Origin of the sequence: uncultured Aquabacterium sp., from assembly GCF_947366995.1 — a bacterium.
In the GTDB taxonomy this organism is placed as follows: domain Bacteria; phylum Pseudomonadota; class Gammaproteobacteria; order Burkholderiales; family Burkholderiaceae_C; genus Aquabacterium.
In genome coordinates this window covers 1-20327 of the sequence record NZ_CANBCC010000073.1, presented here as the reverse complement: position 1 = coordinate 20327, position 20327 = coordinate 1, and the positions used below count along the sequence as shown (strand labels likewise).

General features: G+C 67.6%; 19 protein-coding genes. 11 read left to right on the top strand and 8 right to left on the bottom strand.

What is annotated here, in order from left to right; translation table 11 throughout:
• A partial coding sequence (locus tag Q0Z44_RS15575; RefSeq protein WP_298014406.1) for an aminotransferase class III-fold pyridoxal phosphate-dependent enzyme occupies positions 1-402 on the top strand: 402 nt, incomplete at its 5' end.
• An 88-nt stretch (positions 403-490) separates the two neighbouring features.
• Here the strand turns inward: Q0Z44_RS15575 and ppa are convergent.
• On the bottom strand, positions 491-1024 hold the full coding sequence (ppa, locus tag Q0Z44_RS15570) for an inorganic diphosphatase (RefSeq protein WP_109036797.1): 534 nt from the start codon (positions 1022-1024) through the stop codon (positions 491-493).
• A 262-nt stretch (positions 1025-1286) separates the two neighbouring features.
• On the opposite strand from ppa, the gene Q0Z44_RS15565 reads away from it, so the two are divergent.
• From Q0Z44_RS15565 to Q0Z44_RS15555, 3 genes are all read left to right on the top strand, one after another.
• Positions 1287-1841 (top strand): phasin family protein, encoded by a 555-nt coding sequence (locus Q0Z44_RS15565; protein ID WP_298014403.1) that lies wholly within the window; start codon positions 1287-1289, stop codon positions 1839-1841.
• 204 nt (positions 1842-2045) lie between these two features.
• A complete protein-coding gene (gene aat, locus Q0Z44_RS15560; RefSeq protein WP_298014401.1) occupies positions 2046-2780 on the top strand; it encodes a leucyl/phenylalanyl-tRNA--protein transferase in 735 nt (244 codons plus the stop codon).
• Positions 2777-3556 carry an arginyltransferase gene (locus Q0Z44_RS15555; protein WP_298014399.1) on the top strand — a complete coding sequence of 260 codons (780 nt, stop codon included), beginning with the start codon at positions 2777-2779 and terminating at the stop codon, positions 3554-3556. The genes aat and Q0Z44_RS15555 overlap by 4 nt, the downstream gene beginning before the upstream one ends.
• Here Q0Z44_RS15555 and Q0Z44_RS15550 read toward each other — a convergent pair.
• The gene (locus Q0Z44_RS15550) at positions 3528-4265 is read right to left on the bottom strand and encodes an SIMPL domain-containing protein (RefSeq protein ID WP_298014397.1); all 738 of its coding nucleotides are present in this window, start codon (positions 4263-4265) and stop codon (positions 3528-3530) included. The genes Q0Z44_RS15555 and Q0Z44_RS15550 overlap by 29 nt on opposite strands.
• Positions 4266-4471: 206 nt before the next feature.
• On the opposite strand from Q0Z44_RS15550, the gene ompR reads away from it, so the two are divergent.
• Both ompR and Q0Z44_RS15540 read left to right on the top strand, forming a co-directional pair.
• Positions 4472-5209 carry a two-component system response regulator OmpR gene (ompR, locus tag Q0Z44_RS15545; RefSeq protein WP_109036801.1) on the top strand — a complete coding sequence of 246 codons (738 nt, stop codon included), beginning with the start codon at positions 4472-4474 and terminating at the stop codon, positions 5207-5209.
• 3 nt (positions 5210-5212) lie between these two features.
• Entirely contained in the window at positions 5213-6541 is a 1329-nt protein-coding gene (locus Q0Z44_RS15540) for a sensor histidine kinase (RefSeq protein WP_109036802.1), read from the top strand.
• Between the two features lie 3 nt (positions 6542-6544).
• Here Q0Z44_RS15540 and ispF read toward each other — a convergent pair whose 3' ends face one another.
• The gene (gene ispF, locus Q0Z44_RS15535) at positions 6545-7033 is read right to left on the bottom strand and encodes a 2-C-methyl-D-erythritol 2,4-cyclodiphosphate synthase (protein WP_298014394.1); all 489 of its coding nucleotides are present in this window, start codon (positions 7031-7033) and stop codon (positions 6545-6547) included.
• 259 nt (positions 7034-7292) lie between these two features.
• On the opposite strand from ispF, the gene Q0Z44_RS15530 reads away from it, so the two are divergent.
• The gene (locus tag Q0Z44_RS15530; RefSeq protein ID WP_298014392.1) at positions 7293-8495 is read left to right on the top strand and encodes an ammonium transporter; all 1203 of its coding nucleotides are present in this window, start codon (positions 7293-7295) and stop codon (positions 8493-8495) included.
• Between the two features lie 21 nt (positions 8496-8516).
• On the opposite strand, the gene ispD is transcribed toward Q0Z44_RS15530, so the two are convergent.
• The gene (ispD, locus tag Q0Z44_RS15525; RefSeq protein WP_298014390.1) at positions 8517-9269 is read right to left on the bottom strand and encodes a 2-C-methyl-D-erythritol 4-phosphate cytidylyltransferase; all 753 of its coding nucleotides are present in this window, start codon (positions 9267-9269) and stop codon (positions 8517-8519) included.
• 187 nt (positions 9270-9456) lie between these two features.
• Here ispD and mfd point away from each other — a divergent pair, with 187 nt between their 5' ends.
• A complete protein-coding gene (gene mfd / locus Q0Z44_RS15520) occupies positions 9457-12912 on the top strand; it encodes a transcription-repair coupling factor (protein WP_298014408.1) in 3456 nt (1151 codons plus the stop codon).
• Here mfd and Q0Z44_RS15515 read toward each other — a convergent pair whose 3' ends face one another.
• Positions 12913-14001, bottom strand: a complete 1089-nt coding sequence (locus tag Q0Z44_RS15515) for a cytochrome D1 domain-containing protein (RefSeq protein WP_298014388.1) — start codon at positions 13999-14001, stop codon at positions 12913-12915.
• Positions 14002-14057: 56 nt separating this feature from the next.
• Complete coding sequence (locus Q0Z44_RS15510) at positions 14058-14759, bottom strand: TfoX/Sxy family DNA transformation protein (RefSeq protein WP_298014386.1); 702 nt, start codon at positions 14757-14759, stop codon at positions 14058-14060.
• 52 nt (positions 14760-14811) lie between these two features.
• On the opposite strand from Q0Z44_RS15510, the gene serB reads away from it, so the two are divergent.
• Positions 14812-15510, top strand: a complete 699-nt coding sequence (serB, locus tag Q0Z44_RS15505) for a phosphoserine phosphatase SerB (protein WP_298014383.1) — start codon at positions 14812-14814, stop codon at positions 15508-15510.
• On the opposite strand, the gene Q0Z44_RS15500 is transcribed toward serB, so the two are convergent.
• Together Q0Z44_RS15500 and Q0Z44_RS15495 are read right to left on the bottom strand one after the other, a co-directional pair.
• A complete protein-coding gene (locus tag Q0Z44_RS15500; protein WP_298014381.1) occupies positions 15467-16816 on the bottom strand; it encodes a HAMP domain-containing sensor histidine kinase in 1350 nt (449 codons plus the stop codon). The two genes, serB and Q0Z44_RS15500, sit on opposite strands and share 44 nt — an antisense overlap.
• Positions 16813-17493 carry a response regulator transcription factor gene (locus tag Q0Z44_RS15495; RefSeq protein WP_298014379.1) on the bottom strand — a complete coding sequence of 227 codons (681 nt, stop codon included), beginning with the start codon at positions 17491-17493 and terminating at the stop codon, positions 16813-16815. Before Q0Z44_RS15495 ends, Q0Z44_RS15500 begins: the two co-directional genes overlap by 4 nt.
• Before the next feature lie 138 nt (positions 17494-17631).
• Here Q0Z44_RS15495 and Q0Z44_RS15490 point away from each other — a divergent pair, with 138 nt between their 5' ends.
• Positions 17632-18765: an efflux RND transporter periplasmic adaptor subunit gene (locus Q0Z44_RS15490; RefSeq protein WP_298014377.1), complete on the top strand. Its 1134-nt coding sequence runs from the start codon at positions 17632-17634 to the stop codon at positions 18763-18765.
• A 9-nt stretch (positions 18766-18774) separates the two neighbouring features.
• Positions 18775-20327 (top strand): efflux RND transporter permease subunit (locus tag Q0Z44_RS15485; protein ID WP_298014374.1); only part of this gene is annotated, 1553 nt, incomplete at its 3' end.

The following is a 20327-nucleotide window of genomic DNA, read 5'->3' as shown; positions in this document are numbered from 1 at the left end:
GGCCCGGGCATCGAACTGCCCCACGGCTACACCTACTCCGGCCACCCGATGGCCTGCGCCGCAGCCCTCGCCACGCTGGACACCTACGCCGAGGAAGACCTGCTCACGCGCGGCACACGGCTGCACGGTGCGCTCGAAGAAGCGGTTCACGGTCTGCGTGACCTGCCCCACGTGGTGGACATCCGCAACACCGGGCTGGTGGCGGCCATCGAGTTTGCGCCGCGGCCGGGCGCCGCGCCTGGCCGTCGTGCCTTCGAGGTGTTTCTGGGCTGCTTCGAGGCCGGCGTACTTGTGCGGGCCGCGGGCGACAACATCGCCATCGCGCCGCCGCTCATCGTCGGCGAGAGCCAGCTCGCTCAGGTGGCGGACACGCTGCGCCGCGTGATGTCTCAACTGGCTTGAGACGCGCGCGCAAAAGAAAAGCCGCCCTCGCACGGAAAGGCGGCTTTCTTACGCCCGGCACCACCCGAAGTGGCGCCGCAGACAGCGATCAGTGCTGCTTCTTGAAGGCTTCCAGACCGGTCGTGACTTCGGCCTTGGCGGCGTCGATGCCATCCCAGCCCACGACCTTCACCCACTTGCCGGGCTCCAGGTCCTTGTAGTGCTCGAAGAAATGCTTGATCTGCTGGACCAGCAGTTCGGGCAGGTCTTCCAGCTTCTGGATGCCCTTGTACATGGCGCAGATCTTCTCGGTCGGCACGGCCACCAGCTTCGAGTCACCGCCGGCCTCGTCTTCCATCTTCAGGATGCCCAGCGGACGGCAGGGAATGACCACGCCGGGCTGCAGGGGGAACGGGGTCACGACCAGCACGTCGACGGGGTCACCGTCGGCGGCGATCGTCTGCGGCACGTAGCCGTAGTTGCACGGGTAGTGCATGGCCGTGCCCATGAAACGGTCGACGAACACGGCGCCGGTTTCGTGGTCGATCTCGTACTTGATCGGATCCGCGTTGGCCGGGATCTCGATGATGACGTTGAAGACGTCGGGTGCCTTGGCACCGGCGGGGACATTCAGCAGGCTCATGATGATCTGATCACAAGGTTGGACATTCGGGCGACGCGCAAGTGTAGGCGAAGCGCCCGCCGCAACCCAGCTCCCTGTGGTGAGCCGATCTGACACAGCGGGATCGTCAAGAATTTGACAGTCGCTTACACCGCTTGCTGCAGCGCACAAAAAACACTTGCAAACGCTGGCGAGCTGCCTATACTTCGAATCATGTTGCAACGCAGCAAAGCAGTCCAGGCTGATCTTGGTGCAACACCTCAACCACTCAATGGAGATCCATATGCTGACCGCTGAACAACTGCTCGCCGCCCAGAAGGCCAACCTCGCCACCCTGTTCGACCTGAGCCAGAAGGCTTTCGCCGGCGTGGAGAAGGTTGTCGAACTGAACCTGCAGGTCGCGAAGACCTCGATGGAAGAAGCCGCCGAACACGCCAAGGCCGTGATGGCTGCCAAGGATCCCCAGGAGTTGTTCGCCCTGCACGCCAGCCTGCTGCAGCCGTCGGCCGAGAAGGCCGCCGCCTACGGCCGTCACCTGTACGACATCGCTTCGGCCACCAGCGCCGAAGTCAGCAAGCTGGCCGAAGCCCAGGTGGCCGAAGCTCAGCAGAAGTTCACCTCGGTGGTCGACAACGCTGTGAAGAACGCGCCCGCCGGCACCGAAAACGCCGTCGTGCTGGTGAAGTCGGCCGTGGCCGCCGCCAACAACGCCTTCGACACCGTCCAGAAGGCCGCCAAGCAAGCCGCTGACGTCGCCGAAGCCAACTTCCAGGCCATGACCTCGACCGCCGTGAAGGCCACCCAGGCCGCCAGCAAGACCCCGCGCAAGGCCGCCTGATGGCCCGATGGTTCACCTGCCTTACAAAACTTTGCAGGGTCGTCCGCCCTGGCCGGTGAACTTCGTCGCGCACGCTGAGTCCGAGAGTGACCGCCCTGGACAAGCGGTACTCCCTGAAAGGTTGTCTCCTCGGTACCTCTCGAACCTTTTCTAAGGTACCTTAAGCCCGATGGCTCGCCATCGGGCTTTTTTTATGATCTGGGCATGATCCCCTGGCTCGAACCCGACACGCCCTTCCCGGACACCCGCCTCGCGCTGGGACCGGATTCCGACGCGCCCGGCCTGCTGGCTGCAGGCAACGAGTTGAGTGTTGCGCGCCTTGAGGCGGCCTACCGTCGGGGCATTTTTCCGTGGTTCAGTCCCGGGCAGCCGGTGCTCTGGTGGTCAACCGACCCGCGCATGGTCTTGCCGCCAGCGGAGTTCAAACTGTCCCGCTCGCTGCGCAAGACGATTCGCCGCTTCCGGGACACGCCCGAGAGCCTCATCCGGGTCGACGCCGCATTCGACCGGGTGATCCAGGCGTGCGCGGCCACCCCGAGAGACGGCCAGGACGGAACCTGGATCGTGCCGGCCATTCAGCAGACCTACGCGGGCTGGTATCGGCGCGGCTTCGTCCACTCATTTGAGACATGGTGGGAGGGCGAACTCGTCGGTGGGCTGTACGGCGTCAGCATCGGCCGCATGTTCTACGGCGAGTCGATGTTCGCCTGGCGCAGCGACGCATCCAAGATCGCGCTGGCGGCGCTGGTGTGCTTCTGCCGGGCGAATGGCATCACGCTGATCGACTGCCAGCAGCAGACCGCCCACCTTGCTTCGATGGGGGCACGGCCTTTGCCTCGTCCCGCATTTGAAGCCCATTTGCAGGCCGTGATCGATCAACCACCGCCGCCAGCCTGGGCCTATGATGATTCGCTCTGGTCAGAACTGGACGGCCTGTGACCCATCTCAAAGACCTGCCCCTGGCGTCTCTGCAGTTCTACGCCACCGCGCCCTACCCTTGCAGTTACCTGGAGGGCAAAGGCGCACGTTCGCAGGTGGCAACGCCGAGCCACCTCATCAATGCCGACGTGTATTCGGGCCTGGTGGCCAACGGATTCCGGCGCAGCGGCATGTTCACGTACCGGCCGCACTGCGATGGCTGCCGTGCGTGCATCCCCCTGCGGGTGCCAGTGGCCGACTTCGAGCCGAACCGGAGCCAGCGGCGCGCCTGGCGTGCGCACGAACACCTGGAGGCCCGGGTGCTGCGCCTGTGCTTCGTGCCCGAGCACTACCAGATGTACCTGCGCTACCAAGCTGGTCGACACCGCGGCGGCGGCATGGACCACGATTCAGTCGATCAGTACACGCAGTTCCTGCTGCAAAGCAGGGTGAACTCGCGCCTGGTCGAGTTCCGGGAACCTGCCCGCCCCGGCGAGACGCAGGGCAAACTGAAGATGGTGTCGATCCTCGACATCCTGAATGACGGGCTGTCGGCGGTCTACACGTTTTATGAGCCGGAAGCGCGGGCCAGTTTTGGCACCTACAACGTGCTGTGGCAGATCAGGCAGGCCGCGCACCTGGGCCTGCCCTATCTGTACCTGGGCTACTGGATCGAGGCGAGCCAGAAGATGGCCTACAAGGCGCAGTTCCTGCCGCACGAGGTGCTGGTGGGCGGGCAGTGGCTGGAGCGCACCGCCCACGACCGACTCAAGGAGTCAGCCGGACCTGACCGCTGACGGTCACCGACAGCGTGCCCTTGCCGGGTTCAACCGGCACCGGTGCGTCGGCCATCATTTCCATGGTCTTGGCCCGTGCCGCCATGAGGACGGGACGCCCTTCGAAGCCGGGATCGGTGGACGACACGCTCACCTCTCCGAGCGAGAAGCCCCGCTGCCCGAAATCGGCTGCGATCCGCTGGGCGCGCTCACGAAACCGGGCGATTGCCTGGCTGGTGAGCTCGCTCTCCTGCGACTCGCGCAGCGCACGGGACAGGCCATACGACACGCTGGTGATCTGCAAGGCGTTGAGCCTGCCGGCCGTCTGGCTGATGCGCGCCATGTCGGTGCCCTCCAGCACCAGCTGCGCCTGTCCCTGCCAGCCGTTGACGCGCCCGTTGTTCGTGTAGCGCGGTGAGAGATGGAAGCCACCCGTGCGTACGTCCATGCCACCCGGCACCGCCGCCTTGCGCGCCTCGGCCAGCGCGCCTTCCAGCTGCTGCTTGAGCTGGGCCTGGACCTCAGCCGCCACCGCGCCCTCCTGCCGGGCTTGCAGGGTGATCTGGATCAGGTCCTGAACGAGTTCGCGGGTGGCGGTGGTGCTGAAGCTGACGACGTTGTCGCGCACGGGCTCGGCGGCGATGGCGGGCAGGCCGGCCAGGGTGGCGGCCGTGACGGCCAAGGCAGCCGCTGCACGGCGGGATGACAGAGCGCGATGGGTGGCTTGCATGGGCGAACAGTCCCTTTGAGAAGTGGTTTGCATGCTTATACAACGCACCTCCGTGGCATCCGGACGACCCCCTTCGATGCAATCGAAACCCGCTTGACGCAAGCCCGCCAGACCCGCAAGATTTGTAACAGCTGGTCAGACCGGCGTTTTTGCACGCCGGAACCTGTCCACAATCCGCCTCTGTTACAAATACGAGGAAAGCAGAGATGAGCACGACGCCTACCAACCAGCGTCCCGACCGCATCCTGGTCGTGGACGACGACGCCCGCATCCGCGACCTGCTGCGCCGCTACCTCAGCCAGGAGGGGTTCGAGGTCCTGCTGGCCGAAGACGCGAAGGCGCTCAACCGCCTGCTGACCCGCGAGACGGTCGACCTGATCGTGCTCGATCTGATGCTGCCCGGCGAGGACGGCCTGTCGATCTGCCGCCGCCTGCGGGCCGCGAACGACGTGACGCCGATCATCATGTTGACGGCCAAGGTCGAGGACGTGGACCGCATCGTCGGCCTCGAAGTGGGCGCCGACGACTACCTGCCCAAGCCCTTCAATCCGCGCGAATTGCTGGCCCGCATCCACGCCGTGCTGCGCCGTCGCCCTGCCCAGGAGGCACCTGGGGCACCCGCGAAGGAAGCGCAGACCGTGCAGTTCGGCCCGTTCGAGTTCGATCTGGCCCTGCGCCGCTTGAGCAAGGAAGGCGAGCCGATCGCGTTGACGACGGGCGAGTTCTCGATGCTGAAGGCCCTGGTGCGTCATCCTCGTCAGCCGCTGTCGCGCGACAAGCTCGCCCAGCTGGCCCGCGGCCGCGAGTTCGAGCCCTTCGACCGCAGCCTGGACGTGCAGATCTCGCGTCTGCGCAAGATGATCGAGCCCGACCCGGCCCAGCCGCGCTACATCCAGACGGTGTGGGGAGTCGGCTACGTGTTCGTGCCGGACGGCGGATCCTGATCGATGGCGCGCAAACGGTTTGCCCTCAGCTTGTTCTGGCGGACCTTCATCCTCCTGGGCCTGCTGCTGACCGCCGGCATCGTGGCCTGGGTTCAGACCTTCCGGGCGCTCGAGTTCGAGCCCCGGTCGGTGCAGGCCGCCCAGCAGGTGGCCAGCCTGGTCAACCTGTCGCGGGCGGCGTTGCGCTACGCAGACAGCATCAACCGCGTCACGCTGGTCAAGACGCTCTTCGACCAGGAAGCGATCGTGCTCAAACCAAGGGAGCCGACCGACCGCTATGAGCCTTTCGAGGTGAACCGCTTCACGCGGACGATCGGGCAGGAGCTGCGCTCGCGCCTGGGGCCGAGCACCGTGGTGGCCAGCGCGGTGAATGGCAAGGCCGGCCTGTGGGTGGGCTTCCAGATCGAGCGAGACAACTATTGGCTGCAGGCCGATGCCAACCGCATCGTGCCGCTGACGGGCAAGACTTGGTTCGTCTGGGTGGGCATTGCGCTGCTGGCCACGCTGTTGGGATCCGCGGTGATCGCTCGACTGATCAACCAGCCGCTGAAGGAGTTGTCGTTTGCAGCCAGTCGTATCCGCGAGGGCGAGTACGACTCGGTGCTGGACGAGTCGATGATCACCCGCGAGATCCGCGAGGTGAACCAGGGCTTCAACCGCATGGCGCGCGAGTTGGCTAAGGTGGAGGAAGACCGGGCGGTGATGCTGGCGGGGATCTCGCATGACCTGCGCACCCCGCTGGCACGGTTGCGGCTGGAGGCCGAGATGAGCGTGGTGGACGAGGAAGCCAAGCGCAACATCGCGGCCGACATCGACCAGCTCGACGCCATCATCGACAAGTTCATGGACTATGCCCGCCCCGGCGAGGTCGAGCTGGTGCCGGTGCACGTCTCGTCGGTGGTGGACAAGGCGATCAGCCAGTTCCGGGACACCAAGCGCATCCGCATCACGGCCAAGCTGCCGATCGACACGCGCGTCATGGCCGACGAGACCGAACTCAGCCGCGTGCTGATGAACCTGTTCGAGAACGCGCGGCGCTACGGACGCAACACCTACACGGGCGTGACGAATGTGGACGTGAGCTACACGCGCTCGGGCTCGTGGGTGATTCTGAGCGTGCGGGACCATGGCCCGGGCGTGGCGCCCGAGAAGCTCGCTGCACTGACCACGCCCTTCTTCCGCGGGGATGCGGCCCGCACGGCAGCCACCGGCGCGGGGCTGGGGCTGGCCATCGTGGACAAAGCCCTGCAGCGCATGGGTGGCGCGCTGGAGCTGGCCAACGCGCCGGGCGGCGGGCTGGTGGCGCACATCAAGCTGCGCCGCGCGCCCTGAGGCTCAACGCCGGTAGAGCAGGCAGACGGCCCGCGTTTCAATGGCGCGGCCCTCGCCCACCGGCCCCATCTTCTCGGCTGTCTTGGCCTTCACGTTGACAGCGTCCTCGGCCAGCCCGAGGGCGCTCGCGACGCGCGTGCGCATGGCCGGGATGTGCGGCGCCATCTTGGGCGCCTGGGCCACGATGGTGCTGTCGACGTTGACGATGCCCCAGCCGGCCTCGGCCACACGGCGGGCAGCCTCCGTGAGCAGCACGACGGAATCGGCGCCCTTGAATTGCGGATCGGTGTCGGGGAAGTGGCGGCCGATGTCGCCCAGGCCAGCCGCGCCGAGCAGGGCATCGGTGATGGCGTGAAGCAGTGCGTCGGCGTCGGAGTGACCGAGCAGGCCGTGGGTGTGCGGAATGGTGACGCCGCCCAGGATGAGCGGGCGACCCGAGACGAGGGCGTGGGTGTCCCAGCCTTCGCCCACGCGCAGAGGGGGCAGGTTCATTTCGGATGCGCTCTTCGGAGTCTGCAAGACTGGCATTGTCACCCGTCACGCGGGCCCTGCAGCCTCGCATTCCGCACCAATGAAGTGCACGGCACGCACCATTTAAAGCACCATAAATGTGCGAGAGCCGACGCACCACCGGCGCGCACGCCTGCCTCGTTCTGGCTCTTCTCTTGCTTGCAATTGGTGCGCATCAACCCAAGATGGCGCACTCGTCACCAGCTCAGTGCGCCATCGCGTTCTTTCGTGAAAGCCGAGCATGGAGCAACTCAAACAAGGCGCGGACGCGCTGTTCATTCTTCTGGGCGCCGTGATGGTGCTGGCGATGCACGCGGGCTTCGCCTTTCTGGAACTGGGCACGGTTCGCCACAAGAACCAGGTCAACGCCCTGGTCAAGATCCTGGTGGATTTCTGTGTGTCGACGCTGGTGTACTTTTTCGTGGGCTACACCGTGGCCTACGGTGTGGACTTCATGGTCGGGGCCGGCACGCTGGCACAGAACAATGGCTATGCGCTGGTGAAGTTCTTCTTCCTGCTGACCTTTGCAGCGGCCATTCCCGCCATCATCTCGGGCGGCATTGCCGAGCGAGCCAAATTTGGCCCCCAACTGATGGCCACCGCCGTGATCGTGGGACTGGCCTACCCGCTGGTGGAGGGCGCCGTGTGGAACAACCGCTTCGGCTTTGAAGACTGGTTGCAGTCGGTGACGGGCGCGCCAATGCACGACTTCGCAGGCTCGGTGGTGGTGCATGCGTTCGGTGGCTGGATCGCACTGCCGGCCGTGCTGATTCTGGGCGCGCGCCGCAACCGCTATCGCAAGGATGGCGCGATGTCGGCGCACCCACCGTCGAGCATCCCCTTCCTGGCACTCGGCTCTTGGATCCTGGCTGTGGGCTGGTTCGGCTTCAATGTGATGAGCGCACAGACGATCGACAAGATCTCGGGCCTGGTGGCGGTGAACTCGCTGATGGCCCTGGTCGGCGGCACGCTCGTGGCGGTGCTGATGGGCAAGAACGACCCGGGCTTTGCCTACAACGGCCCGCTGGCGGGCCTGGTGGCCGTGTGTGCGGGCTCGGACATCATGCATCCGGCCGGTGCACTGGTGGTGGGCGCCATCGCCGGCGCCATCTTCGTGGTGATGTTCACGCTGGTGCAGAACCGCTGGAAGATCGACGATGTGCTGGGCGTGTGGCCGCTGCACGGGCTGTGCGGGGCCTGGGGCGGGATCGCAGCCGGCATCTTTGGCCAGCAAGCGCTGGGTGGCATCGGTGGCGTGAACCTGGGGACCCAGGTGCTGGGCACGGTCATCGTAGTGCTGTGCGCCCTGGTGACCGGGGGCCTGGTCTACAGCATTCTGAACAAGGTGGCCGGCCTGCGTCTGAGCCAGGAAGAGGAATTCGAAGGCGCCGACCTGTCGATCCACCGCATCAAGGCCACCCCTGAGCAGGAAGTCTCCTGGTAACACGCTCCCGCTGCGCGGGCTTCAGGTCCGTGTGCGCAGCAGGCGCTCGGCCAGGGCGAAATCGCCAGGCCACGTCACCTTGATGTTTTCGTAATTGCCCACCACCAGCCGCGGTTGGTGGCCCAGGGCTTCGATGGCGCTGGCCTCGTCGGTGATGGTTGCAGCGGACGCCGGGTCAGCCAGCGCATGGCGCAAGGCGGGTTGCAGCAGGCCAAGTCGGAACACCTGTGGTGTCTGAGCGGCCCACTTGCCACGGCGGTCGACCGTGGTCGTGGCTCGCACCTCGCCATCCGGTCCCGGTGCACCGGCCTTGAGGGTGTCGGCCAGCGGCAGGGCCAGCAGGCCGCCAACCTCGTCGTCCTCGCATTCGGTGATCAGCTGATCAACCCAGGCCGGCTCGATCAGGCAGCGCGCCGCGTCGTGCACCAGCACCCAGTCGTGCGGCTGGGCACCGCGGGCCACCAGTTCGGCCATGCCGTTGAGCACGCTGTCCGCCCGCGTCGCGCCACCGACACGCGCAACCCACGCGCGCTCGCCGCGAAAGTCGGGGGCGTGGCGCTCGAACTGTTCGTCCGACGGCGACAGCACGACAAGCGTGGCATCGAGCCGGGCCACGCGGGCGAGCGCCGACAGGGTGTGCGCCACCAGGGCCTGCCCGGCCACCGGGTGGTATTGCTTGGGCCCACCGGCCGCGGCACGCTCTCCCACCCCGGCACAGGGGACGATGGCAAAACAGCGAGGGCGGAAGGTCGGATCGGGTGTCACGGCAAACATGCCCGCATTGTCCCGGAAGAAGGCGCCGGGGCCGCGCGCGCCACGGGCCGCGTCAAACACGGGACACGCCCCGGGCCATGGCCGCGGCATCGCGGGACATCAATCTGGCGGCCTAGAATCACCACATCACGCCCGCACCGCCTTCGGTTCGGGCGCTTTGTCATTGTTGCGCGCCATGTTGCCCAAGCTGCCCCTGCCCTCCATCGCCCCCGGCAAACGCTACACCCTGCCCCGCCCGCCCGGCTCTGCCGACGCGCTGTTGCTGGCGCAGTACGCCCAGGGGCGCAAGGCGCAGCGCCAGCTGACGTGCGTGATCACGGCCGATCCGGCCGACACGCAGCGTCTGCTCGACGAGATGGCGTTCTTCGCGCCCGAGCTGCGCTGCAGCGTGTTCCCCGACTGGGAAACGCTGCCCTATGACACCTTCTCGCCACACCAGGATCTGATCTCGGAACGGCTGGCCACGCTGTGGAAGATCCAGCAGGGCGTGGGTGCCGAGACCGGCGTCGATGTGGTGCTGCTGCCGGCCACCACCGCGCTGACGCGCCTGGCGCCGCCCTCCTTCCTCGCCGCCTACACCTTCCACTTCAAGCAGAAGCAGAAGCTGGACGAGGCCGCGCTGAAGTCGCAGCTGACGCTGGCGGGCTACAACCACGTGAGCCAGGTCGTGTCGCCAGGCGAGTACGCGGTGCGCGGCGGCCTGATCGACCTGTACCCAATGGGCTCGCCCGTGCCGTATCGCGTGGACCTGTTCGGTGACGAGGTTGATTCGATCCGCACCTTCGACCCGGACACGCAGCGCAGCCTGTATCCCGTGCCCGAGGTGCGTTTGCTGCCGGGCCGCGAGTTCCCGATGGACGAGGCGGCGCGCGGCGCGTTCCGCAACCGCTGGCGCGAGCGCATCGAGGGCGACCCGACCAAGTCCCGCATCTACAAGGACATCGGCAATGGCGTGGCCACGGCCGGCATCGAGTACTACCTGCCGCTGTTCTTCGATGAGACGGCGACCTTCTTCGGCCACCTGGGCGAGCAGGCGGCCCTGGTGCTGCACGGTGACATCGACGAGGCGCTGCGCCGCTTCTGGACGGAGACCAAGGAGCGCCACCGCTTCCTGCAGCACGACCCGGAACGCCCCATCCTGCCGCCGGAAGACCTGTACCTGAAGGTGGAGGACTTCTTCACGCTGGCCAATGTGCACGCGACGCTGGTGGTGCGCGGCAGCGAGCCGGTGGACTGGGCGCGCCCGCTGCCCGATCTGGCCGTGACGCGCGGCGGGCAGGACCCGCTGAACAAGCTCGAATCGCACATCGACAAGACGGCGGCGCGCGTGCTGGTGGTGGCCGAAAGCGCCGGCCGACGCGAGAGCCTGATGGAGTTGCTGCGCGACCACCGCATCAACCTGCCCTCGCTGGACACGCTGCAGGCCTTTGCCGAGAGCGACCACCGCCATGCAATCACGGCGGCGCCGCTGGCTGCGGGCTTCATCTGGCAGGACGGCGAACGGGCACTGCACTTCGTCACCGAGACGGAGCTGTTCGACGCGACGCCGACCACGCGCCGGCGCAAGAAGAACGAGCAGGCCACCGACGTCGACTCGCTGATCAAGGACCTGAGCGAGCTGAACGTGGGCGACCCAGTGGTGCACAGCAACCACGGCATCGGGCGCTACCAGGGTCTGATCAACCTGGACCTGGGCGACGGCCCTTCCGAGTTCCTGCACCTGGAGTACGCCGACAAGGCCACGCTGTACGTCCCCGTGTCGCAGCTGCACCTGATCAGCCGCTACACCGGCGTGAGCGCGGAAGAAGCGCCGCTCCACAAGCTGGGCTCGCCGCAGTGGGACAAGGCCAAGCGCAAGGCCGCCGAGCAGGTGCGCGACACCGCGGCCGAGTTGCTGAACCTGTACGCGCGGCGTGCGGCGCGCGAGGGCTTTGCCTTCCGCTTCTCGGCGCAGGATTACGAGGCCTTTGCGGCCAGCTTCGGCTTCGAGGAAACGCCCGATCAGCGTGCGGCCATCCACGCGGTCGTGCAGGACATGATCAGCCCGCGGCCGATGGACCGCCTGGTGTGTGGCGACGTGGGCTTCGGCAAGACCGAGGTGGCGCTGCGGGCGGCCTTCGTGGCCGTGACCGGCGGCAAGCAGGTGGCGCTGCTGGCACCCACCACGCTGCTGGCCGAGCAGCACTACCAGAACATCTCGGACCGCTTCTCGCAGTGGCCGGTGAAAGTGGCCGAGATGTCGCGCTTCCGCTCGGCCAAGGAGATCAAGGCGGCGATGCAGGGGCTGGAAGACGGCTCGATCGACATCATCGTGGGCACGCACAAGCTGCTGAGCGAGTCCGTCAAGTTCAAGCGCCTGGGCCTGCTCATCATCGACGAGGAACACCGTTTCGGTGTGCGCCACAAGGAGGCCATCAAGGCCATGCGCGCAGACATCGACGTGCTGACGCTGACGGCGACGCCGATCCCGCGGACGCTGGGCATGGCGATGGAAGGCCTGCGCGACCTGAGCGTGATCGCCACCGCGCCGCAGCGGCGTCTGGCGATCAAGACCTTTGTGCGCAGTGAAAGCAGCAACACGATCCGCGAGGCGGTGCTGCGCGAGTTGAAGCGCGGCGGCCAGGTCTACTTCCTGCACAACGAGGTGGAGACCATCGAGAACCGGCGCGACAAGCTGGTCGAGCTGCTGCCCGAGGCGCGCATCGGCATCGCCCACGGCCAGATGCCCGAGCGCGAGCTGGAGCGCGTGATGCGCGACTTCGTGGCCCAGCGCTTCAATGTGCTGCTGTGCTCGACCATCATCGAGACCGGCATCGACGTGCCGAGCGCCAACACCATCGTGATCACGCGGGCCGACAAGTTCGGCCTGGCGCAGTTGCACCAGCTGCGCGGGCGCGTGGGCCGCTCGCACCACCAGGCCTATGCCTACCTGCTGGTGCCCGATGTGGAAGGCCTGACCAAGCAGGCCGCGCAGCGCCTGGACGCCATCCAGAACATGGAAGAGCTGGGCTCAGGCTTTTACCTGGCCATGCACGACCTGGAAATACGCGGCGCTGGCGAGGTGCTGGGCGACAGCCAGAGCGGCAACATGATGGAGGTGGGTTTCCAGCTCTACAACGAGATGCTGGCCGAGGCGGTGAAGTCGCTGAAGGCGGGCAAGGAGCCCGACCTGCTGTCGCCGCTAGGCATGTTCGGCAGCAACACCGATGTGAACCTGCACGCGCCTGCGCTGCTGCCCGACGCCTTCTGCGGCGACGTGCATGTGCGCCTGAGCCTGTACAAGCGCCTGGCCACAGCCGACTCGCTCGAGAAGATCGAGACCATGCTGGAGGAGATCGTCGACCGCTTCGGCAAGTTGCCACCGCAGGCGCAGGCGCTGTTCGACACGCACAAGCTGCGCGTGCAGTCCAAGCCCTATGGCGTGATCAAGATCGACGCGGCGCCCGGCGTGATCAACATCACCTTCCGGCCGAACCCGCCGGTCGAGCCCATGCGCATCATCGAGCTGGTGCAGAAGAACCGCCACATCAAGCTGGCGGGCAACGACAAGCTGCGCATCGAGAAGGAACTGAAGGACCCGAAGGACCGCGCGCAGTACGTGCGCGACCTGCTGCGGGCCCTGGGGCAGCCGATCAAGGCCTGATCAGCGCTGGTCCAGGCTGCCCATGGCGCGGGGCCAGGTCAGCACGCCCCAGGACAGGCCCTGTGTGGGCAGCTTTTGCGCAACCTGCCAGCTGGCGGTATCGACCACCAGGGTTTCCTTCGAGCGGCCACAGGTGACCAGCACCTGACGCTCGTCGGGCGTGAAGCTGAAGTGCCAGCAGCGCTCGCCGACCGGCACCTCGGCCACCTTGTCGAAACTGCGGGCGTCGAACACCTGCAGCTTCTGGTCGCGCGCCGCGGCCACCAGCACGTGCTTGCCCGTGCTGTCGAAGGCCACACCGTATGGCGAGGCGCCCGTGTCCACCGTGTGCAGGGGCTTGAGGTCGCGGTCCAGCACCAGCAGCTTGTTGGCGAATTCGAGCGTGGCGACAAAGGTCTGGCCGTCGGGCGAAAGCTTGATGCCGCGCGGGCGCACGCCGTAGCGCTTGGTGTCGACCGTCTTCAGGCGCTTGCCCGTGCGCACGTCGTGCAGGGTCAGCGTGTGGTCGGCCTCGTTCGTCACCACGATGCGGCGGCCATCCGGCGTGATCTCGATGCCCTCGGTCTCGGCGCCGCACACGATGTGGCGCAGCACCTTGCGCTGCTTGAGGTCGATGACCGCAACACGCGCGGGTTCTTCGTCGCCATCGTCATCGGCCCTGCTCGCGCCATGGGCGCCGGGCTTGGGCGGCTTGCCCGTCGACGAGGGCTCGTACGACACGAAGGCCAGATCGCCACGCACCCGAACGAACTCCGGGTTCTTGCCGACGTGGATGCGCTGCACGACCATCTTGCTGGCGATGTCGATGATCTGGACATCGCCAGACTCCCGCACGGCGACAACCAGCTTCTGCCCGTCTTCCGTGAGACCGATGCCACGGGCCCCCTGCCCCTCGACCGCGAGCTCGGCGCGGAGTTGGAAGGTGTCGAGGTCGATCACGGCGATGCCGGCATCCTGGTGACTCACATACGCCACGCCGCGTGCGCTGGCGGGCGCAGACGGCTCTGCAGCGTGCGCCGGCGCAACGGCCGCGAGGGTAAGCAAAGCAAGCAAGGCAAGGCGCGGCATGGCGCCGAGGGAACGGGGCATGGTGTCTGTCTCCTGGTTGTACTGCGGTCCAGGGCTGCGTTGTATCACCAACAGGATCATTCAACGTCAGGAAGGCCGTTGCCCCGCGCGTCCTCCAGGGCCATCAACAGCGCAGCGCGGTCTTCCGCGGCCACCGCCTGCCAGGGGCGACCCGTGAGCGCGCCTTCCAGGGCCCAGAGGAGATTGAGGCTGGCACCCGGGCAAGCTGCACGGGCGCGCACAAAGGCCCGCACCGAGCCCAGGCGCCGCAGCGCGGCCACCGTGCGAATGCCCGCCTTGTCCAGCATGGCGGCACTGGCCGGGCCGAGGTTGGGCAGGTCGGTCAGCGCGGCCGGGGCCTTTACGGGTGCGCTTTCTTTGTGCGCCGCCGTGCGCGAGCGTGAAGGCTTGGCCTGCGCACGCAAGGCGGTCTCCCAGCCGAGCGTGGCCCAGCGGTGCATGGCCTGCGGGTCTTCGTAGACCTCGGCGGGGGCCTCGTGGTAGCGCAGCGCGCCCTCGCGACCGTGACGATCGGTGTAGCGAAAGGGCTGCAGCCCGTGCTGCTCGAACGCCGGCGCCGACAGGGCATCGGTCTTGAAGTAAAGCCGGTCGTTCATCGTGACCGCGAACATCAGGCCGTGGCGGAACAGGCCATGGCCGCCGAACATGGGCCGGGCCTGCACGTCACCCAGATCGGCCATCCGCGCCAGCATGTCGTGCGCGAAGGCTTCGCGACGTCGGGATGCGGGCGGAACAGGGCGGGACGATGGGGTCGGCATGGGCGCTCTCCGGGGATAATCGTGGATTGTCCGCATTGCCACCGCCCTGTCCATGCCTGCCATCGAATTCGCCCCCGGTCTCGTCATCCAGCACATCGCCCCGCCGCTGAAACTGGCTGATTTCAAGGCGATTGCCTTCGACATGGATTCGACCCTGATCAGCATCGAGTGCATCGACGAGATTGCCGACGCGGTGGGCAAGAAGGCCGAGGTGGCTGCGATCACGGAGGCCGCCATGCGTGGCGAGATCACCGATTTCAAGGACAGCCTGCGCCGCCGCGTGGCCCTGCTCAAGGGCGTGCCGGCCGAGGCCCTGCAGGGCGTGTACGACCAGCGCCTGAAGATCAACCCCGGCGCGCCAGAGCTGATCGACGCGGCCAAGGCAGCCGGCCTGCAGACCCTGCTCGTGTCTGGCGGCTTCACCTTCTTTGCCGACCGCGTGAAGGCGCGCCTGGGCATGCACGAGGCGCACTCGAACACGCTGGAGGTCGAAGGTGGCCTGCTGACGGGTCGCGTGCTGGGCGACATCGTCGACGGCGAGGCCAAGAAGCAGCACCTGCTGGCTTTGTGCGCCCGCATCGGCTGTGACCCCAAGCAGTCGATTGCCGTGGGCGACGGCGCCAATGACCTGCCGATGATGGGCGTCTCGGGCCTCAGCGTCGCCTACCACGCCAAGCCCAAGGTGCGTGAGCAGGCCATGGTGGCGATCAACGAAGGTGGGCTGGATCGGGTGCTGGCCCTGATGGCCTGAGCGGGCCCAGCCAGAGTTCGACGCTCACACCGCTTGCGTTGGGGCCGGGTTCTGCCGCGTGCGCGTGCAGGGCCAGACGGCCGCCATGCAGACGCGCCACCTGCTCTGCCAGCGTGAGGCCCAGGCCCAGCACGTCGCCGCCCTGCCCGGACGCCAGCGCGGCGTTCACCGCAGCCAGCCGCTCGGGCGTGATGCCGGTGCCGTTGTCTCGCAGCACAAGACAACAGGCGCCGTCCCCGCTCTCCCGCCGTACGGTAACCTCGACCTGCGTGGATTGATGGCGGGCCGCGTTGTCCAGCAGGTTCATCAGGGCGGCGGACAGCAGGTCGGGATCGGCCTCCACCCTCGCGTCGGGTGCCACCGTGACCTGCACCCCGCGCACGGGCAGTCGGGCCATGAGCGACGCGAGTTCGATCGGCTGACGGCGCAGCTCGCCGCTGGCCCGAAACAGGCTGATCAAGGCAGTGACCACGGTGCGCAGCCGGGTGGCGGCTTCGCGGGTCTGGGTCAGCCGCGGCCGCAGGTGCTCGGGCGCCTCACGCAAGGCCACAGCCAGTTGCGCGTCCATGCCGGCGAGTGGCGTGCGCAAGGCGTGGGCAGCGTGCGCCGCAAACGCACGCTCGTGGTCGACCCGGGCCGCCAGGCGTTGGCCCAGGTCGGCAATGGCGTGCGCCATGGGCACCAGTTCGGCCCGCGGGGGTTCGGGCAGGGCCCGCGCCCCCCCGGCTTCGAGCGGGTTGTAGCGCGCCACGGCAGCCGACAGGGCCTGCAGCGGCTCCAACTCCCACTGAAGACGCCGGTTGAGCCACAGCACGGACGTCAGTCCTACCAGCAGGGCCAGGCCGAGCGTGCCCGCCAGCGTGGTCCACTGCGTGTGATCCCGATGGGCTTCCGGCTGCGCCACGAGCAGCCTGCCCTGCTGGCCAGGGAACGGCAGCGTGTAGACGCGCCAGGGCCCTTCGTCCGTGAAGCCCTTGTCCAGGCGCTTGCTCAGCGGGACGAGCGGCGCCTTGTGTGAACGCAGCTGGACCTGCCCGCCCGCCGAAACGCGCTGCCAGACCAGGCCCTCGTCATGCGGCGGTGCAGGCAACATGCCCATGCCTCGGTGCACGTCCTCGCCAGCCACCTGCGCCAGGCCGTACAGGATCTCGGCCGACTCCTGCAGGCCCTGGTCGAGCAGCAAGTCGAGCGCGCGGTGCAGCATCAGGCCCACCGCAAACGCCATGAGCACACCCCACACAAGGGACAGCGTCAGCACGACCCGCGAGAGCCGGGCACGCATCGAAGGCAGCGCAGGAGTCGTCATCCGGCCGCACCGGTGTCGATGCGGTAGCCCAGCCCGCGCACGGTGTCGATGAGGCTGCGGCCGAGCTTGCGACGCAGGTTCCCGATGTAGACCTCGAGCACATTGCTGGTCACGTCGCGCTCCAGGCCCAGGATGAGGCCCTCCAGGTCGGCCTTGGAGACCAGCCGCCCCGCCCGGGCGACCAGGGCTTCGAGCACGGCCCATTCACGCGCAGTCAACTCCACCCGCTGGCGGTCGCACTCACCGTGCAGGCGCCACACGGTGCATCCCGCCAGATCGACCTCGATGTCACCGAGGCGGACGATCCCGCTGGGTGCTCCCACGCTGCGGCGGCGCACGGCGTGGAGGCGGGCCACGAGCTCTTCGGGCTCGAACGGCTTGATCAGGTAGTCGTCTGCCCCTGAGTCGAGGCCTTCCAGCCGGTCTTTCAGGAGGTCACGCGCGGTGAGCATGAGGATCGGTCGGCCGTCGCCTTCGCGACGCAGACGGCGCACCAGGTCGAGCCCCGAGCCGTCGGGCAGCTGCCAGTCCACCAGCAGTGCGTCATAAGGCTCGCCCAGCAGCGCGCGGGCATCCAGGAGACGGGTCACCCAGTCGACAAGGTGTCCTTCCGCGCGCAGGAAATCCCGCAGGCCTTCGCCCAGGATGGCATCGTCTTCCAGCAACAACAGGCGCATGACACGGGCTCCGGCAGGGTGCGGCGAACACGGCCGCACGGGTCATCCTGGAACCATATCACTGGGCATCCCGCTCGGTCTTCAGGCCTGGTTCAGCTGCGCGGTGCATGCTGGATCGCCTTGTCTCGACTGTGCCCCATGCTGCCCACCGCTCCGTCCCTGCTCCCCCGCCCTGCCCGGGCAGCCGTCCGGTTTTTCGGGCAGGTCCGCCTTCTGTGCCTGACCGGGCTTCTGGCGTTGCCCCTGGCCGTGACGGCCGGCCCGCTGACCGAGCCTGTGTCTGTCACGCAACGTGGGCGCCTGGGCATCGTGCTGGCCGCTGCCCAGCCCAGTACCGGCGCCTGGCAGGAGTATCCCGGCGAAATCGTCATTCCGCCTGCACAGCAGCGCGTGGTGGCGGCACCCGCGGCGGGTCTGATCGAGGCACTGACCGTGAGCGTGGGCGACACGGTGCGGTCGGGCCAGGTGCTGGTGCGCCTGCGCAGCACCCAGTCACAGGAGTTGCAGCGTGATGTGCTGCAGAGCGGGAGCCAGCTCGACCTGGCGCAGCGCCAGCTGGCGCGCGACGAGGCACTGTTTCGCGAAGGACTGATCCCTCAGGCACGGCTGGAGGCCGCCCGCGCACAGGTCCGCCAGGCCCAGGCGCTGGCCGACGAGCGCCGCTCGGCGCTGCGGGCCACCACGGGCGGCGCGCGGATTCAGGCCGATGGGCTGGTGTCGCTGAACGCGCCAGCCCAGGGCCAGGTGCTTGCTCAACTGGCCGAGGTGGGCCAGCGGGTCGAGGCCATGACGCCGCTGTACCGGCTGGCCATCCTCCGGCCGCTGTGGGTGGACCTGCAGGTGCCCGCCCGCGAGGCCCATGGCATTCGTCAGGGTGACCCGGTGCAGTTGGTCGCCCCGAGCGGCACCGCACCGCCCACGACCGGCCAGGTGGTCACGGTGGGGCCACTGGTGGACACGCGCAGCCAGTCGCGCACGGTGCGGGCCCGGTTGAGTGACTCCCAGGCCGACTGGCAACCGGGCGAACTGGTCCGGGTGCGCCTGCAACGCCGGGGTCAGGATGGTGGCGTGACGCTGCCGGCCGACGCGCTCATGCCGGCCGCCGGGGATGCGCAGCAGGTCTTCGTGGCTCGCAGCGGCGACCGGTTCGAACTGGTTGGCGTCACACTGTTGTCCCGTCAAGGCGATGAAGTCACCGTCACCGGGGTACCTGCCGGCAGCAAGGTGGTGATGCGAGGCACGGCGGCCCTCAAGGCCTTGCTGCCCCGCTGAAGGCCGGCCATGTTCAACCGCCTCATCTCCACCGCGCTGTCGCAGCGCGTCCTGGTTCTGCTGCTGGTCGCCATGCTGGTCGGCGGCGGCCTGTTCGCCTGGCAGAAGCTGCCGATCGACGCCTTCCCCGACGTGTCAGGCACCCAGGTCAAGGTCATCATCAAGGCCCCCGGCATGACGCCGGAAGAAGTCGAAACCCGCATCACCGCCCCGATCGAACAGGAGCTGCTCGGCATCCCGAAGCAGAAGATGTTGCGCTCGACCTCGAAGTACGCGCTGGCCGACATCACCCTCGACTTTGAAGATGGCACCGACATCTACTGGGCGCGTCAGCAGGTCAATGAGCGGCTGGCCGGAGTCATGGAGGTGCTGCCGCCGGGCGCTTCGGGCGGCCTGGCCCCCATCACGACGCCGCTGGGCGAGGTCTTCATGTTCACCGTGGAAGGACCGCAGTCGCTGGCGGAGCGGCGCCGGGTGCTCGACTGGGTGATCCGACCGGCGCTGCGCACGCTGCCCGGCGTGGCCGACGTCAACAGCCTCGGCGGACGCGTACAGACCTTCGAGATCGAGCCCTCGCCCCTCGCGCTGCAGGGTCAGGGCATCAGCCTGGACGATGTCGAAACAGCCTTGCGCCAGCAGAACGGCAACGACGGCGCAGGCCGTCTGCGGGCAGGGGAAGAGGCGCTGATCGTGCGGGCGGAAGGCGCCATCCGGACGCTGGACGATGTCCGCCACACCGTGGTGCGGCGCCATGATGACGGCCGAGTCACCCGCGTCGGGGACATCGGTACCGTCCGCCTGGGAGAGCTGACTCGCTACGGTGCGGTCTCGCGCAACGGCCAGGGCGAGGCCGTGCAGGGGCTGGTGCTGTCACTGCGGGGTGCCAACGCACGCGAGCTGGTCGACCTGGTGACGCAACGGCTGGACACGTTGAAGGGCTCGCTGCCGGCGGGCATGGCCATCACGCCGTTCTACAACCGGGGCACCCTGGTCGACAAGGCGGTCTACACCGTGGGCAAGGCACTGCTGGAAGCGGTGGTGCTGGTGCTCGCCCTGCTTCTCGCGTTTCTGGGCAACCTGCGCGCCGCGGTGGTCGTGGCCATCATGCTGCCCCTGTCGGCACTGGGTACCTTTCTGCTGATGCGCTGGTATGGCCTGTCGGCCAACCTCATGAGCCTGGGCGGCCTGGCCATTGCCATCGGCATGCTGGTGGACGGCGCCGTGGTCGTGGTCGAGAACATCGAGAACCACCTGGCCCATGGCGACGCCGACCGGCGGCCGCTGCGTGACGTGGTGCTGGATGCCGCGCGGGAGGTGGCCCAGCCCGTGGCCTCGGGCATGGCCATCATCGTGATCGTGTTCCTGCCGCTGCTCACCCTTGAGGGGCTGGAAGGCAAGCTCTTCGGGCCCGTGGCACTCACCATTGTCTTTGCCCTGTCCGTGTCCTTGCTGCTGTCGCTCACGCTGGTGCCCGTGTTGTCGTCGTGGCTGCTGCGCATTGGCGTGCATTCCACGCCGTGGTTGATGCGCCATCTGGATCGTGGCTACGCCCATCTGCTGGC

Excerpts from the sequence above, each read along its gene's own strand:
- ppa (WP_109036797.1), bottom strand. The coding sequence starts at position 1,024 with ATGAGCCTGCTGAATGTCCCCGCCGGTGCCAAGGCACCCGACGTCTTC.
- Q0Z44_RS15565 (WP_298014403.1), top strand. The coding sequence starts at position 1,287 with ATGCTGACCGCTGAACAACTGCTCGCCGCCCAGAAGGCCAACCTCGCC.
- aat (WP_298014401.1), top strand. The coding sequence starts at position 2,046 with ATGATCCCCTGGCTCGAACCCGACACGCCCTTCCCGGACACCCGCCTC.
- Q0Z44_RS15550 (WP_298014397.1), bottom strand. The coding sequence starts at position 4,265 with ATGCAAGCCACCCATCGCGCTCTGTCATCCCGCCGTGCAGCGGCTGCC.
- ompR (WP_109036801.1), top strand. The coding sequence starts at position 4,472 with ATGAGCACGACGCCTACCAACCAGCGTCCCGACCGCATCCTGGTCGTG.
- Q0Z44_RS15540 (WP_109036802.1), top strand. The coding sequence starts at position 5,213 with ATGGCGCGCAAACGGTTTGCCCTCAGCTTGTTCTGGCGGACCTTCATC.
- ispF (WP_298014394.1), bottom strand. The coding sequence starts at position 7,033 with ATGAACCTGCCCCCTCTGCGCGTGGGCGAAGGCTGGGACACCCACGCC.
- Q0Z44_RS15530 (WP_298014392.1), top strand. The coding sequence starts at position 7,293 with ATGGAGCAACTCAAACAAGGCGCGGACGCGCTGTTCATTCTTCTGGGC.
- ispD (WP_298014390.1), bottom strand. The coding sequence starts at position 9,269 with ATGTTTGCCGTGACACCCGATCCGACCTTCCGCCCTCGCTGTTTTGCC.
- Q0Z44_RS15515 (WP_298014388.1), bottom strand. The coding sequence starts at position 14,001 with ATGCCCCGTTCCCTCGGCGCCATGCCGCGCCTTGCCTTGCTTGCTTTG.
- Q0Z44_RS15510 (WP_298014386.1), bottom strand. The coding sequence starts at position 14,759 with ATGCCGACCCCATCGTCCCGCCCTGTTCCGCCCGCATCCCGACGTCGC.
- serB (WP_298014383.1), top strand. The coding sequence starts at position 14,812 with ATGCCTGCCATCGAATTCGCCCCCGGTCTCGTCATCCAGCACATCGCC.
- Q0Z44_RS15500 (WP_298014381.1), bottom strand. The coding sequence starts at position 16,816 with ATGACGACTCCTGCGCTGCCTTCGATGCGTGCCCGGCTCTCGCGGGTC.
- Q0Z44_RS15495 (WP_298014379.1), bottom strand. The coding sequence starts at position 17,493 with ATGCGCCTGTTGTTGCTGGAAGACGATGCCATCCTGGGCGAAGGCCTG.
- Q0Z44_RS15490 (WP_298014377.1), top strand. The coding sequence starts at position 17,632 with ATGCTGCCCACCGCTCCGTCCCTGCTCCCCCGCCCTGCCCGGGCAGCC.